We start from the raw sequence: 14343 nt of genomic DNA on the forward strand, positions 1-14343 counted from the left end.
GAACCGGCGCCCCCCGCCCCGGCCGCCGCCAAGAACGCCGACACAGCCCCGCTGCTGCCCGTACCGCACGGCGACGGCAGTGAACTCGCCGCGCGCGGGGACGACTTCAACGGCGACGGATCGAACCCCGCCAGACACGGGTCATCCACACCCGGCACCTGTACCGCAACTACAGGCGAAGCGCAGCTCGTAAACTCCATGCAATGACGCCCAACTGGGATGACCTTCCTGCCGTTCTCCAATGAGCTGGTAACCCTCTCCCCAGCTGGGGCCTGACGGCAGCACTGACCCGGCGCGTGTTCAGCGGAACTCCCTCACGCGATCCCATAGGGCACGGCATGCCCGCGCTCCTCCACCGCGACATTGGTCGGTGTCCGAAGCCGGGCGCTTGGATGGATTGATTCACCTCCGTGCTGACGATGAATCAATTCCCCGATAGCCCCTCCCGACGCCGATAGCGTGTGCCTCGGCGGGCTTCGCCGCGTCTACGAGCTGAGCAGTAACGACACCCGGTGCCTTTGCGGACAGTCTGGAGTCGTGGCAGGACTTCGTTGCCACATTCGACGCAGCGGCACTTCCACGGCCTGCTCACATAACCGGGATACGGCTCCAACGGCAGGAACCCAGCCGCTCGAATCTCGGACTCTGCCTGCTCGGCGGGGGTGGTGACTTGCCCTGCGCAGTACTTGCAGCTCGCGCGGCCCTGATTCACGTTGCAGTACCGCGGAGTGGACTCCTTGCCGCATGCCTGGCAGCGGGAAAGCCAGGGCTTGTTTGACCCCGCGTACCGTTCCAGTGGCTCGTATCCCGCTGCACGCATGACCTCCTCGGCCTTGGCGGCACCCGCCTCAACTTCCGCTGTCCGGACGGCTTTATTGCGACATCGGAGGCATCCGCCGCCGCGGCGGATGTTGTTCAAGCGAGGCTTGCCCTCATGCCCGCAAGTGAGGCAACGGGCGCGCCAGGGTTTGTTCACGTAGCCGGGGTAGTCCTCCAGCGGTTCCAACCCGGCCTGGCGCAGTTCGCCGGCTGCTGCCTCCGGGGCGAGCAGCGAGGCGGCGGAGCGGCGCCTCATCCCCTGGGCCGGGATGTAGCCTGTGCCACCCCTGTCCTCGGTCGCGTCAGTGATCATCTGCCGTAGCTCGTCTGCGGTGATTCGCTCGGAACTACAGGTCTCGGAGAAGCCGTTCGGCATGACCTCGGGGCTGAGGAAGGGACACAAGCCGCTGGCGCGAAGCTGCGAGAGGACTGTCTGCTCCACGTCGTGGGCAGCAGCTCCCGTCGGGTAATCGCGTGTATAAGTCACCTCCCAGCCATTCCGACGATGCTGCAGGAGGCGGGAGTTGTAGCCGCTGCAGGCTCCGATACCAATTTTCACGGCTTTCCAGCCGTCGTGGGCTATGACGTACACGCGTGCGGGGGCGGCAAGGTCGACGCCGTGTGTGGCGCAGAACCGACAACCACGGCCGCGATCTTGGACGTGAGCGAAGGTGGGCGAGACCTCGTTGCCGCATGACAGACAGCGGGAACGCCATGGGGTCATCGCACCGGGATAGTCCTCCAGGGGCTCCAGTCCTGCCTTGACCATGACGGCAGCGGCTCGGTCCTGGGGGAGCCGGCGCCTGGCTGCCGCCTTGCGGTTGCCGCATGGGCGGCAGCCGCCTTGGCCGTTGAGGATTCCGCCGAGCCGGGGCCGACCGACATGGCCGCATGCAGTGCACTTGCAGGTCCAGGGCTCTTTTGAACCAGGGAACGGTTCCTGTGGTTCTACGCCGACAGCCCGCATCACCTCGACTGCGTCGTCATGACTCCATCGCCTCCGGCGTCGTGGCGGTTCACCATCAACCAATGCCATTGCGTATTGCCCGCCCCACAGTGATCGAAAGTACGCCGCAGAATTTCTCAGGAATCCGCAACCCGCAAGTGCCTGGTCAGCCAGCCCTCGCGGGCACCTGGCCGAGCTGACGCCTGCTGATTGACGACCTTGGTGAACTCGATCCATAGGTGCTGCCTTCTCATGAACATCTGCTCCGGCCCCGACGTCGTGAATCCCGCCAGTCGCTCGGGCCCACAACACCGCACAGACCGGACCTGAGCCCGGACCAATGACAAGGCACCGCAGGGTATGAGTCGGGGCGTCACTGCTCATCGAGGGGTGCTTGCCGGGCAAGGAACTCCTCGAACGCTGCCTTCTGCTTCGGATCCATGAAGCCTTGGCGGACATGGCGGGACTTCTCCTGGAGCCAGTGGGCCTCTTGGGGGTCCAGTAGCTCGGCGACCACCACGCCCTTGCGAGCAACCGCCGTGCGCTCTCTGAGCTTGATCCGCTTTGACGGACATCCGAGATCAGGGGTTCTGCCCCGGAAGGATGTCCATCATGGAGAGCATGGGGAAGAAGAAGCCACGCCCTCGCCGTTCGTTCGCGCCGGGGTTCAAGGCGGAGATCGTGGAGCTGTGCCGGCGCGGTGACCGCTCGGTCGGTCAGATCGCCAAGGACTTCGACCTGACCGAGACCGCGGTGCGGTTGTGGGTCAGCCAGGCCGAGATCGACCTGGGCGAGAAGGACGGTCTGACCAGCAGTGAACGCGAGGAGTTGGCCGCATTGCGGCGGGAGAATCGCCGGCTGCGCGAGGACGTCGACATCCTCAAGCGTGCGACAGCTTTCTTCGCGAAGAGACCCGGTGACGGTGCATCCGTTCATCGAGGCGGAGAAGCAGGCAGGCCACAACGTCAAGCGCGCATGTGAACTGCTCAAGGTCTCCCGCACCGCCTTCTATGCCCGCCGCCGCAGTCAGCCCGGCCCGCGAGCGGTTCGTGACGCAGAGCTGACCGAGCAGATCACGACGGCCCATGCCAACTCGCGCGGAACTTACGGCGTCCCGCGCATCCACGCCGCCCTGAAACGGGGCGGCACCGACTGCGGACGGTGGCGTATCGCCCGGCTGATGCGGGCAGCCGGGCTGCAGGGCAGGCACCGCAGACGGCGACATATGACCACCGTTGCCGACCCTCGAGCCGCCCTGCGGCCCGACCTGGTCCTGCGGGACTTCACCCCCGACCCGGCGGCGACTGACACCCGCTGGTGCGGCGACATCACCTACATCCCGACCGGCGAAGGCTGGCTCTACCTGGCCACCGTCATCGACATCGCCTCCCGCCGTGTGGTCGGCTGGGCAACCGCCGACCACCTGCGGACCGACCTGGTCGCCGACGCCCTCAAAACAGCCTGCCGACAACTTCGGCCCGACCGCCCCGTGGTCTTCCATTCGGATCGCGGCTGCCAGTACACCAGTCAGCAATTCGCCGCCCTGGCAGCCGAGTTCGGCATCCGGCTCTCGGTCGGCCGGACCGGCCAGTGCTGGGACGATGCACTCGCCGAGTCGTTCTTCGCCACCATCAAACGCGAGTTGCTCGACACGAGGGAATGGGCCAGCCGGGCCCTCGCCCGCACCGCGATCTTTGATTTCATCGAGGGCTGGTACAACCTGCACCGACTGCACAGCAGCCTCGGCTACCGCAGTCCCGCCGAATACGAGACCGCCCTCGCAGCCTGACCACCACACCGACAGTGTCCGTCAAAGCGGAACAAGCTCAGGGCTAAGGCTGCAGCTACTGAGGACTGCGACGTTCCGGAGCGAGTGATGGGGCGTCCAGTCGCGGAGGCCGAACTGCGACGGGCGATGGCGCGGGACCCTCACAACGACCTTGCTCCGCCGAGCGGCATGTTCCTCGTGGCGCGCGACGGGGACGGTGTCCTCCTTGGCTGCGTCGGCGTACGGCTGCTGCCTGGCGTCCCGGAGACGGCGGAGCTCAAGCGCATGTTCGTACGGCCTGCCGGGCGCGGCACAGGACTCGGGCGGGGCTTGCTCGTGGCCGCCGAGACCGCGGCGCAGGAGTTGGGAGCGACCCGCATGGTGTGCGAGACGAACAGCCAACTCGCCGAGGCCCGGGCCCTGTACGCGGCGCACGCCTATGAGGAGATCCCGCCCTCGAGGGCCACGGCAGAGCCGACCACTGGCTCGCCAAAGCCCTCGTCCACGACAGCCCGGCCAAGTAGCTGCCGGGGTAGGGCATTGCCTGAGCTCGCTACGACGCACACAGCCTGACGTCTCAACTGGCCCTACGTGGGGAACTTCTGCTGCCCCCTGTCAGCCCCGCTGTCCGCGCTGGGCGTCACCGGTAGGGGGTTACGGAGTTGGCGTCGGTGAGAGGCGACCATGTGCAATCACAGGCCGCCCGTGCGCAGCGTTGTGATCGAGTGCCAGGCGGCCTCGCCGTAGCCCATGCGCTGCTGCGACACCGCCTGCTGCGTCAAAGCCATCTGAACGGGCCCCGACTGCAAGCCCAGGGCCGATCAGGAAGCGGTGGGGTCTGCGGGTGAGGGGTGTGCGGCGTGGATGACGCCGTCGACAGCCTGGCGGATGCGGGCGGCTGCCAGGTCCGGGTCGGGTCGTCCGGCGTCGAGCCAGGCGATGACGGCCTCGATGGTCATGGTGGGGATCACCTGGGCCGCCCACTCCAGCCACGGGCCCGCCGGGATGCGCTGCGCGAGGTTCTGCTGGGCGATCTCTCGCGAGGCGCGGGTGAGGGTGTCGATGAGGTCGCGGAATTCCGGTTCGCGCGCGGCGTGACGGAACAGCAGTCGGAACCCGTCGGGGTCGGCGGAGGCAGCCTGGAGCAGGGCGGGGATCGAGTCGTCGTCGAAGGAGTCCTCGCCGACGGTGTCGGCAAGTCGCAGGCAGGCGCGGTCCAGGACGGCGCGGTACAGGTCGGCCTTGGAATCGAAGTGCCGGTAGAGCAGCACCCGGGTGATGCCAGCTTCCATTGCGACATCGTCGAGGCTGGTGGCGGTGAAGCCGGCACGGGCGAAGGAGCGGGTCGCGGCGTCGAGGATCTGCTCCCGCCGTTCCGCCTTGCGCAGACGCTTCACCGGCGCCGTGCTCGCGGCTGCTGCAGGGGTCTTCTCCGTCATGGGCTGGCTGCCCTCCCTCTTGTTTACACGCGAGTGTACAAGTAAGTTTGTTTACGTCAAAGTAAACAAATGGCCCATGTGCAGGAGGACCCCATGACTGTCCGCCTCCCCTTCGACCAGCCCGGCCTGCTCGATGTCCCGCCGCTCCTGCGCACGCTCCAGAAGCAGGGCACCGTCCACCGCATCCGCACCCGGGTCGGCGACGACGCCTGGCTCGTCACCGACTACCAGCAGGTGCGCCGGCTCCTCGACGACCCCCGGCTCGGCCGCTCGCACCCCGACCCCGACCGTGCCGCCCGCTCCGGGGAGTCGGCCCTCTTCGGCGGCCCTCAGGGCAACTACGAGAGCGAGAAGAGCGACCACACCCGGATGCGGTCGCTGCTCCAGCCGCACTTCACCCCACGCCGGATGAAAGCCTTCCGGCCCGGCGTGGAGCGGCTGACCGAACAGCTCCTGGACGCCCTCGAGTCCCAGGGCCCGCCCGCCGACCTCGCCACCGCCCTCGCCCTCCCCCTCCCGATTCTCGTGATCTGCGAACTGTTGGGAGTGCCCTACGAGGACCGGACCCTGTTCCGCGCCTGGACCCAGGCCGCCGCCGACATCCTCGACCGCTCCCGCTCCGAACAAGGGCTCGGCGACCTGTTCGCCTACGGACAGGAACTCGTCACGCGCAAGCGCCGTCACCCCGGCGACGACATCATCTCCGCGCTGTGCGCGACCGAGGACGTGCCCGACGACGAGATCGCCATGCTCTCCATGGCCCTGCTCTTCGCGGGACACGAGACGACCGTCGTCCAGATCGGCCTCGGCGCACTGCTCCTGCTCACCCACCCCGAACAGTGGCAGGCCGCGGGCAAGGACCCTGCCCTGCTGCCGGGCGTGGTGGAGGAGATCCTGCGGATGCCCGGAAAGAGCGGCGGGGGCATTCCCCGCTACGCCCGCACCGACATCGAGATCGCCGACGTCACCATCGAGGCAGGCGACCTTGTCATGCTCGACACCGGCGCCGCCAACCACGACCCGTCCGCCTTCACCGACCCCGACAATTTCGACGCCACTCGCACAACTCCGGCGCATCTGACGTTCGGCCACGGGGCGCGCTACTGCATCGGCGCCCCGCTGGCCCGGATGGAACTTCACGCCGTGTTCGCCCGACTCATCCCGCGCTTCCCACGCATGCGGCTCGCCGTCGACATCGAAGAGCTGCGCGTGCGCGCCGACACCCTTACCGGTGGCCTGGAGTCCCTGCCCGTGACCTGGTAGCCCGCCAGGGCGACGCTCGCCGGGGCAAAGTCTGCGTGACCCACCACAGGTGGCACAACGCGAAAACTGGCTGGGCAGCGCAATGAGCTATGGCATGAGCCGCGAGAACCTCCAGCTCTCCCGCGGACTGCACCACGACTTCACCCGGCCGGGATTTCGTCTGCCATGGCGGCCCCGGCCGCCGCCACTTGGGGAGCGGACCAGCGGAACCAGCCCGTATGGACGGCGCTGTGGCCGCAGCCCTACGGCTGCGAAGCCATCTCGGACGACACCCCGCCGATCGTGGGTAAGTCGCCAGACTGATTACCCATCACAGGGGAGCACTACGAGGACCAGCGTCGCAGCAGGCAACATTCGCCCTGTTCTTCCACGGCGCTTGACGACTAAAGCGTGTTGCAGAAGGTTGCGTTCGGGCATGTCGGTGCCGGGGTTGTCGGCTGCTCTGCTCATGCAGCGAGGGCGAGGTTGTGCATGTGGGCGATTGCCTGGACGGCGTGGTGGAGTCCGGTGCCGCGCTGCCGACAGTCGCGGAGGATCTTGTAGCGCTTCATTCGGGCGAAGGCGTGCTCGACGCGGGCCCGGACTCTACGGTGCTCGGCATTGCCTTCTTCCTCGCCCGGTAGCAGTGCCAGGCCGGAGTCACGCCAGGCTTTGGCGTCCGAGGTGTTCCCGGGAACGGGGCGGGCCGCGGCGATGACCAGCCGGGTGTCGGCGTCGATGATGACCTGCACGTTTGCCGAGAACCGGTAGTTGCGCGAGGAAGCACCGACCTTGCGGTCGCGGACCGGGACCAGGGTGCCGTCGACGATTCGCAGTCGCCCGACCATGTCAGCGGGCCGCGCCGCCTGCTCGATCGCGAGGAGCGGCCTCAGCCGTTGGATGACCCGGCACACTGTCGCCGGCGAGCAGCCGAACAGCGGCGCGAGCTGCCTCATCGTGAGGTTCGTGCGGTAGTAGACGGCCACCAACAACACCCGGTCCGCCAGCGGCAGACACCACGGACGGCCTCCACCGGGACCGTTGCCGCCTCGCTCACGAACCACCTTCAACAGCCGCTCGAACTGCCGCATCCGCAGCCCGGTGAACGTCTCCACCCACTTCGGCTCAGCCCTCAACACCCCACCCATACAACGGAAATGCCCGCCTCGCAGCCTTCTGCAACACGCTTTAGGCTCCCGCGCCTGTGCGGCAGCCACCACTCAAGCAGTGCCGTACGTACGCTGAAGCCCACGTGGACGGAGTGGACTACTCGGCGGCGAACACAGCTCGGGCACGAGGTTCGGCAAAGGCCGCAGGGCTGGCCGGCAGGATCTCTTTCACCATCGGAGATGCCGAGCAACTTTCCTGCACAGGCGGCTTGTTGGAGCTCACCCGCATGACCGAAGCCGTGGAGCCGACAGGACGTGGTGCCTGGCCGAGGTCGACATCTTCTGCGATCTCGACGAGCAGGAGATGGCCCGTATTGCAGAAGCCGCACCGATGGAGACCTACACCTCCGGGAGTTGGTGTTCTCCCCGACCCAGCCCAGCGAGGCCCTCTTCATCCTCAAACGGGGCCGCGTCCGCATCTTCCGCGTCTCCGTCGACGGTCGCACCCTGACCAGGGCCATCGTCACTCTCGGCCCGTATCACCTCGATCCTCGGCCGCCGCCTCGCCGACGTCGGACAGTGCCTGTCCGACACCGTCTTCAAGAAGGATGCCTGGTGTGGCATTGCTCGGAGCGGCGGCCTTCGGCATCGTCCTGATCTGGCCCGCAATGGCGGTCCGGTACCAGGTGGCGGGTGCGCTGGACGCACTGTGCGGACCGGGTGGTGCTCCTGGCTGGTGGCCTGGCTGACTGACCGGCGGATGAAGGCTGGAGGCGCCGGGGACGCAGCTTCTGGACGCCGTCAGGCAAACGCGCTTCAGCCGAGGTCGGCGAACGCCTCCACGGCGTGGGTCTTCCCGGTGACGATGATGACGTCGCCCTTCTCGACGACGGTCTCGGCGGTGGCGTACGTGAAGTCCTCGCCGGGGCGTTTGATGCCGACGACGGTGACGCCGTACTTGCTGCGGACCTGGCTGCGGCCCAGCGGGACGCCAGTGGCGAGTCCGGGGGCGACGGTCTTGACCAGGGCGAAGTCGTCGTCGAATTCAATGAAGTCCAGCATCCGGCCGGTGACCAGGTGGGCGACGCGCTCGCCCATCTCGTGCTCGGGCAGGACGACATGGTGCGCACCGAGGCGTTCGAGGATCTGGCCGTGCTGGCGGCTGATCGCCTTGGCCCAGATGTTGGGGACCTCCGCCTCCAGGAGGTTGGACGTGACCAGGATCGATGCCTCGATGTCGGTGCCGATGCCGACGACCGCGCTGGTGAACTCGTGGACGCCGAGCTGGCGCAGCACCTCGGGATCGGTGCAGTCGGCGACCGCGGCGTGAGCGATGTTGTCGCTGTACTTCTGTACGAGCCGGTCGTCGGTGTCGATGCCGAGGACGTCCCAGCCGCGCTGGGTCAGTTCGTTGGCCAGCGAACTGCCGAAGCGTCCGAGGCCGATGACGGCGACGCGCTGGTCCGCCGGGGCCTTGGCCGCGTACTGGTCGGCGAGTTGCTTGCGGCGGCGGCGCCGGAGGCTGTGGAGGTAGTTAGCCAATGACGGGTCGCTCCTCGGGCAGGTGGTAGCGGCGCGTGCGCTCCCGCAGGGCGAGCGCCGAGACCAGGGTGATCGGGCCGAGCCGGCCCACGAACATGAGCAGGGTCAGGATCAGTTGTCCCGCGGCGGGCAGGTCGGCGGTGATTCCGGTCGAGAGGCCCACGGTGGCGAAGGCGGAGACGACTTCGAAGAGGACCTGTTCGAAGGGGTATCGGGTGATGCTGAGCAGGGCGAGGGTCGCCGCCATGACCAGGCCCACCCCGAGCAGCGCCACCGTGAGTGCCTGGCGCAGGACGTGCGGGGCGAGCTTGCGGCCCATGACCGAGGCATCGGGTTCCCCGCGCACCTCGGCGGCGATGGCCGCGGCCAGTACGGCGAAGGTGGTGACCTTGATGCCGCCGGCCGTGCCCGCGCTGCCGCCGCCGATGAACATCAGGATGCAGCTCACCAGGAGCGTCGACGCCTGAAGGGCGCCGATGTCCAGGCTGTTGAACCCGGCGGTGCGGGTCATCGCGGAGTGGAAGAAGCCGTTGAGGAGCTTGCCGGGCCAGTCGAAGGTGCCGAGCGTGCCCTTGTTGGTCCACTCCATCAGGCAGGTGAGCAGGGTGCCGGTCAGGAGCAGGGCGCCCGTGGTGAGCAGGGTGAGCTTCGTGTGCAGGGTCCAGTTGCGGCGCCCCGTCCTCGTACGCCGGTTCCGGTGCCGCAGGACTTCCAGCAGTACGGGGAAGCCGAGGCCGCCGAGGATCACTGCCGCGGCGATCGGCAGGGTGACCCAGGGGTCCTGGGCGTAGCGGGTGAGGCTGTCGGCGTGCAGGCCGAACCCGGCGTTGTTGAAGGCCGACACGGAGTGGAAGAACCCGAGGTAGGTGGCGTCCCCGATGGACTCGCCGTATCCGAACCGGAAGCGCAGCGCGAGGAGCGCGCCCACCGTGAGCTCCACGATCACCGTGGAGCCGGCGACGCCGAGCAGTACGCGTCGTACGTCTCCGATGTCGAAGCTCTTCGTCTCGGCCTGCGCCGTCAGCTGCATGCGCAGGCGCAGCTTGCCGGAGACCAGCAGGGCTAGCAGCGATGCCATGGTCATGATGCCGAAGCCGCCGACCTGGATGAGCGCCAGGATCACGCCCTCGCCGAATCCGCTCCAGTGCGTGCCGGTGTCCACGACCGCGAGACCGGTCACGCACACCGCCGACGTGGCGGTGAACAGGGAGGCGACGAGCCCGGTGGCGTCCCCGCTCTCGGCGGCGACGGGCAGGGCGAGCAGCACGGCACCGATGACGGTCACGAGCGCGAAGGCCATGACTACGGTGCGGGCCGGGTGAGTCGTGAACAGCGAGTGCCACACCCGCGTCGCGCGCGCCATCACATCACCGCCCCTTCACGAAGGTTCGACGCCAAGGGACCGCCAAGGGGCCGCCAACATTCCGTCAGGATCTTGAGGCCGTCACCCTATCCAGGAGGGGGCTGCGGAGTGCGCGAGGAGTCGCTTCACGTGGTGTCCGGGGACTGGCCGTCCGGTGTCCGGCCACGCAGGTACTGGAACAGCAGGCCGTAGCGGTCGATCCGCCACAGCTGGGCGAGCACCACCATGACCGTCCCCAGCGCGAGCGGCCAGACGTCGAGGTCGACAAGCCCCCATCCGATCAACCCGAAGCCGAACAGGCCTGTCGCGATCAGCCAGTTGAGGATCGCCCTGTGCCCGGCCGGAACCTGGCCGTCGACGTGGAGCTGCTCACCGTAGATGCCCCGCGCCGCCCAACTCGTGGGACCCACAGGACCGAACAGCCGCACATTGAGCCAGAGCCAGACCACGACCGCGACGACACCGACCAGGCACCACCAGCCCAGCCACACCCGGCTCCACACCGCAAGCTCGAAAGCCGGAATGGCGGCGAAACGGGTCCAGACACTCCAGGGGTTGGCGTGCTGCCTCCAGGACTCGTCGGACATCCCGTGCGAGTCGGCTGCCGCTTTGATGCGGGCCATGAGCTGCTCCTCACCCGGCCCGCGCAGCATCCGCTCGCGCGTCACCGGTGCCTTCTTGGGGCGCATGCCCCTGCGTACGGCGACGGCGCACATGTCGGCGTCCACGTAGTACAGGCCCGCGCGGCTCAGCTTCGTGGCCTCCTGCGTGGCCAGGAACCGGCCCGGCCCGTCGCAGCCGGGGGCGGGTGAGGTCGAGGTGGTCAGCGACGCGGCGCGCAGGACGAGTTCGGTGTATGCCCTGCCGTAGCTGACCTCGAGGCGGTCGCGCAGGCGGGTGGCGCGGGCGTTGAGCGTGCGGGGGATGCGGGGCTGGGCAGCAGTGGTAGCGAGGTGTCCCCGCACACGTCCACGGCCAGTGGGCCGGCTGCTTCAGCGGGTGGCACAAGAAGGGCCCCGGCGTGACTGGCGCCGGGGCCCCCGGGAGTGGGTCAGTCGTCCTGGATCTCGCCGGAGCGCCGACCTAGCAGGAGGCGGAACAGGTCGTCCGGGCCCATGCCGAACCGCTTGAGGACGCCGAGAAGTTCGGCATCGGATTCCTGCCCGGTCTGCGGCTGGCTCGCCACGTCATCGGGCGTTTCGTCGTCCTGGTGGAGGCTGTTGAGGATCTTGCGATGGTTACCCCGGTCGGCCAGCGCATAGATCGCAGTGGTCTCGGGAGACTGGTGGCGGGCGAACTCCTGCGTCGCGACCAGGTCGCGGGCCTTCTGGTAGTAGCGGGTGATCGCCGTGTGCCGGAACTGGTGGAAGGTCAGCCGGACGCCCACGCGCGCCGCAGCGATGGCGACATCGGAGGAGAGGCGCGTTCCCGGGACGCCCGGCCACATGACCCGCCGGTAGTTCTCGGGAGTCAGTGGCCTGGGGCGGTACTTGGGCGGTTTCGGTCGGCGGATGCTCTCGGTGGGGTCGTCGACCTCGGCGAAGCGGGCCCACAGGCTGATGTGTTCGAGGTACTTGATGACCGAGGCGGGCTGGAGGCCCCGCTCGTGGATGTAGGCCTTGATGTGCTGGGCGGTGAGGTGGCGCGGGTCGGACAGGCCGCTGTGGCGGCACACGAGGTCGACCCTGCAGATGCGGCTGCGCACGGTCTTCTCTGACAGTTCTTCGTCCACCATGGCGTCGTGCCACGGGATCAATCGTTCAGGAACGCTCCCCCCGGCATAGGCGTTCCACGCGATTTTGACTAAATCGGGTGTATTGCCCACGGCGTGTGAATTAGGGCGCGGTTGAACAAGTGTGCGCGTTCGGCGGGGGTTTGGAGTAGTCCTCATCACGACGCCATCCCGAGCGGTATGAACATCGGGATGTTCGCTCGATCCGCCGATCCATACGGTTCAGTGTGTCCCACTCATGCTGATTCGCCATAGTCGGCGGTACTTTCGCTCCTCAGCGTGGAGGTCGTGCGTTGTCCCGTTCCGGTTCGCGTTCCCGCAGCACCCTGGCCCTCTCCGTCGGCATCGCAGCGGCCGCCGTCGCCGCGCCCCTCGTCCTCGCCGCGCCCGCGCACAGTGCCCCGCAACAGGCCCGAGCCGAGGGCGAGTTCACCGTCATCCCGCTGAAGTTCACCGTCGACGCGGGCGGCCGCAGCTGCACCGTGGACGCCGACCTCTACCGGCCCGCCGGAGTCGACGCCGACCACAGGGCGCCCGCCGTCCTCACCACCAACGGCTTCGGCGGCAGCAAGGCCGACGGGTCCACCGACGCCACCGCGAAGGCCTTCGCCGAGCGTGGCTATGTGTCGCTCGCCTACTCCGGGCTCGGCTTCGGCAAGTCCGGCTGCCCGATCTCCCTCGACGCACCGGAGTACGACGGCCGCGCCGCCTCCCACCTGGTGGACTTCCTCGCCGGGACGCGCGCCGCCGACGACGGTACGAAGGCCGACTACGTGAGCGCGGACGCGGCGGGAGACCCGCGCGTCGGCATGATCGGCGGCTCGTACGGCGGCGCCATCCAGATGGCCACGGCGGCCCAGGACCAGCGCGTCGACGCCCTCGTACCGCTGATCACCTGGAACGACCTGGCGTACTCGCTCGACCCGAACAACACCGCGCAGTCCCCGACCCTGGGCGGTGTCTCCTCGGACACGCCCGGTGCCTACAAGTACCAGTGGACCAACGGGTTCTTCCTCATCGGCGAGGCGCAGGGCCTGCTGAACCCGAGCCTCGACCCGTCCAGGATCGGCGACTCCGGCTGCCTGCACTTCGTGGCCGGGGCCTGCGAGACGAAGCGGCTGCTCGACCAGAAGCGGTATCCCGCCGACCGCACCGCCGAGATGCTGCGGTACGCGCGCGGAGTCTCGCCCGTCTCGTATCTGGACCGGGTGAAGGCGCCGACGCTCCTCGTGCAGGGGCAGGCCGACACGCTGTTCAACCTCAACGAGGCGACGGCGACGTACGAGGCGCTCAAGAAGAACGGCACCGAGGCCAAGATGGTCTGGCAGTCCTGGGGGCACAGCGGCGGCATGACGGACCCGGCGTCCGGTGAACTGAACCTGGGCGAGGGCAACTTGGAGACGTCGTACGTCGGCAAGCGCATCCTCGCCTGGTTCGACCGCTACCTGCAGCAGGAGAAGAACGTCGACACCGGGCCCGACTTCGCGTACTACCGCGACTGGCAGCCGGGCGCCGACGCCTACGCCACAGCAGAGAAGCTGCCGGCGCTCTCGCAGAAGCTGTATCTGTCCGGGGACGGCAAGCTCGTCGACAACCGCGCCAAGGTGGCGCGCGGCAGCCGGGAGTACCGCAACTGGCTCGTGCCCACCAGCCATTCCGAGAGCTCCCTCGCCGGGATCATCGGGCTCGGCGACCCGGCCCCGCGCGACACCAAGGGCACCTATCTCGACTGGACCAGCGAGCCGCTCGCCGAGGCCACCGATGTCGTCGGCGCCCCGAAGGCCACGCTCAAGGTCGTCTCGCCGAAGGCGGAGCGGGCGCAGAACTCCGGGGACGCGGCGGACCAGCTGGTGCTCTTCGCGAAGTTGTACGACGTGGCGCCCGACGGCACCAAGACGCTGGTGCACCGGCTCGTCGCGCCCGCGCGCGTCCCGGACGTGACACGCGAGTTCACCGTGACCCTGCCGGGCATCGTGCACCGCTACGAGAAGGGCCACCGCCTGCAGTTCGTGATCGCCGCCAGCGACGACGCGTACTACGGGAACCGGGGCGTCAAGCCGGTGACGGTCACGCACGAGCCGTCGGACACCGGGGTGCTGCAGCTGCCGGTCGTCCGTTAGCCCAGGGGCCTTTACGGACACGGCCTAGCTGTATTGACCTGAAGCGTTGTTCACACGGGTGATCGGTGGTTGGCCGTCGAGTGCGGTGTGGCTGCGGTGGTGGTTGTAGGTGTGGAGGAAGTCTGCCAGGGCTTCGGTGCGTTGGGTGTTGCTGGTGTAGGGCCGTAGGTAGGCCCATTCGTCGAGCAGGGTGCGGTTGAAGCGTTCGACTTTGCCGTTGGTCTGGGGGCGGTAGGGGCGGGTGAGTTTGCCGGTGGCTCCGA

14 protein-coding genes are annotated in these 14343 nt (G+C 68.2%); 7 read left to right on the forward strand and 7 right to left on the reverse strand.

Translation table 11 applies throughout. The features are described from left to right. The 4 genes from RCO28_RS38980 to RCO28_RS38995 all read left to right on the forward strand — a co-directional run. A partial coding sequence (locus tag RCO28_RS38980) for a hypothetical protein (RefSeq protein ID WP_308946151.1) occupies window positions 1-207 on the forward strand: 207 nt, incomplete at its 5' end. Between the two features lie 2179 nt (window positions 208-2386). Beyond that, on the forward strand, window positions 2387-2746 hold the full coding sequence (locus RCO28_RS38985) for a transposase (RefSeq protein WP_374991332.1): 360 nt from the start codon (window positions 2387-2389) through the stop codon (window positions 2744-2746). Continuing rightward, window positions 2682-3554: an IS3 family transposase gene (locus RCO28_RS38990; protein WP_308946152.1), complete on the forward strand. Its 873-nt coding sequence runs from the start codon at window positions 2682-2684 to the stop codon at window positions 3552-3554. Before RCO28_RS38985 ends, RCO28_RS38990 begins: the two co-directional genes overlap by 65 nt. An 87-nt stretch (window positions 3555-3641) precedes the next feature. Beyond that, window positions 3642-4106 carry a GNAT family N-acetyltransferase gene (locus tag RCO28_RS38995; RefSeq protein WP_308946153.1) on the forward strand — a complete coding sequence of 155 codons (465 nt, stop codon included), beginning with the start codon at window positions 3642-3644 and terminating at the stop codon, window positions 4104-4106. 248 nt (window positions 4107-4354) lie between these two features. On the opposite strand, the gene RCO28_RS39000 is transcribed toward RCO28_RS38995, so the two are convergent. Then, window positions 4355-4972 carry a TetR family transcriptional regulator gene (locus RCO28_RS39000; protein WP_308946154.1) on the reverse strand — a complete coding sequence of 206 codons (618 nt, stop codon included), beginning with the start codon at window positions 4970-4972 and terminating at the stop codon, window positions 4355-4357. A gap of 93 nt (window positions 4973-5065) precedes the next feature. Between RCO28_RS39000 and RCO28_RS39005 the strand changes: the two genes are divergently transcribed. Next, on the forward strand, window positions 5066-6235 hold the full coding sequence (locus RCO28_RS39005) for a cytochrome P450 (protein WP_308946155.1): 1170 nt from the start codon (window positions 5066-5068) through the stop codon (window positions 6233-6235). A gap of 446 nt (window positions 6236-6681) precedes the next feature. On the opposite strand, the gene RCO28_RS39010 is transcribed toward RCO28_RS39005, so the two are convergent. Beyond that, window positions 6682-7362, reverse strand: coding sequence for a transposase family protein (locus RCO28_RS39010; RefSeq protein ID WP_308946156.1), 681 nt, complete (start codon window positions 7360-7362; stop codon window positions 6682-6684). Between the two features lie 578 nt (window positions 7363-7940). Between RCO28_RS39010 and RCO28_RS39015 the strand changes: the two genes are divergently transcribed. Continuing rightward, on the forward strand, window positions 7941-8072 hold the full coding sequence (locus tag RCO28_RS39015) for a hypothetical protein (RefSeq protein WP_308946157.1): 132 nt from the start codon (window positions 7941-7943) through the stop codon (window positions 8070-8072). A 67-nt stretch (window positions 8073-8139) separates the two neighbouring features. Here the strand turns inward: RCO28_RS39015 and RCO28_RS39020 are convergent, their stop codons facing one another. From RCO28_RS39020 to RCO28_RS39035, 4 genes are all read right to left on the reverse strand, one after another. Beyond that, complete coding sequence (locus tag RCO28_RS39020; RefSeq protein WP_308946159.1) at window positions 8140-8865, reverse strand: TrkA family potassium uptake protein; 726 nt, start codon at window positions 8863-8865, stop codon at window positions 8140-8142. Beyond that, window positions 8858-10228 carry a potassium transporter TrkG gene (locus RCO28_RS39025; protein WP_308946160.1) on the reverse strand — a complete coding sequence of 457 codons (1371 nt, stop codon included), beginning with the start codon at window positions 10226-10228 and terminating at the stop codon, window positions 8858-8860. The genes RCO28_RS39020 and RCO28_RS39025 overlap by 8 nt, the downstream gene beginning before the upstream one ends. A 125-nt stretch (window positions 10229-10353) precedes the next feature. Beyond that, window positions 10354-11193, reverse strand: coding sequence for a DUF6653 family protein (locus tag RCO28_RS39030; protein ID WP_308946161.1), 840 nt, complete (start codon window positions 11191-11193; stop codon window positions 10354-10356). Between the two features lie 86 nt (window positions 11194-11279). Next, window positions 11280-12053, reverse strand: a complete 774-nt coding sequence (locus tag RCO28_RS39035; RefSeq protein ID WP_308946162.1) for a tyrosine-type recombinase/integrase — start codon at window positions 12051-12053, stop codon at window positions 11280-11282. A gap of 200 nt (window positions 12054-12253) precedes the next feature. On the opposite strand from RCO28_RS39035, the gene RCO28_RS39040 reads away from it, so the two are divergent. Beyond that, window positions 12254-14080 carry a CocE/NonD family hydrolase gene (locus RCO28_RS39040; protein ID WP_308946163.1) on the forward strand — a complete coding sequence of 609 codons (1827 nt, stop codon included), beginning with the start codon at window positions 12254-12256 and terminating at the stop codon, window positions 14078-14080. Window positions 14081-14104: 24 nt separating this feature from the next. Here the strand turns inward: RCO28_RS39040 and RCO28_RS39045 are convergent. After that, window positions 14105-14343: integrase core domain-containing protein (locus tag RCO28_RS39045; RefSeq protein ID WP_308946164.1), on the reverse strand; the 239-nt coding region annotated here is incomplete at its 5' end.

The sequence above is a fragment of the Streptomyces sp. LHD-70 genome, assembly GCF_031157275.1.
Lineage (GTDB): Bacteria > Actinomycetota > Actinomycetes > Streptomycetales > Streptomycetaceae > Streptomyces.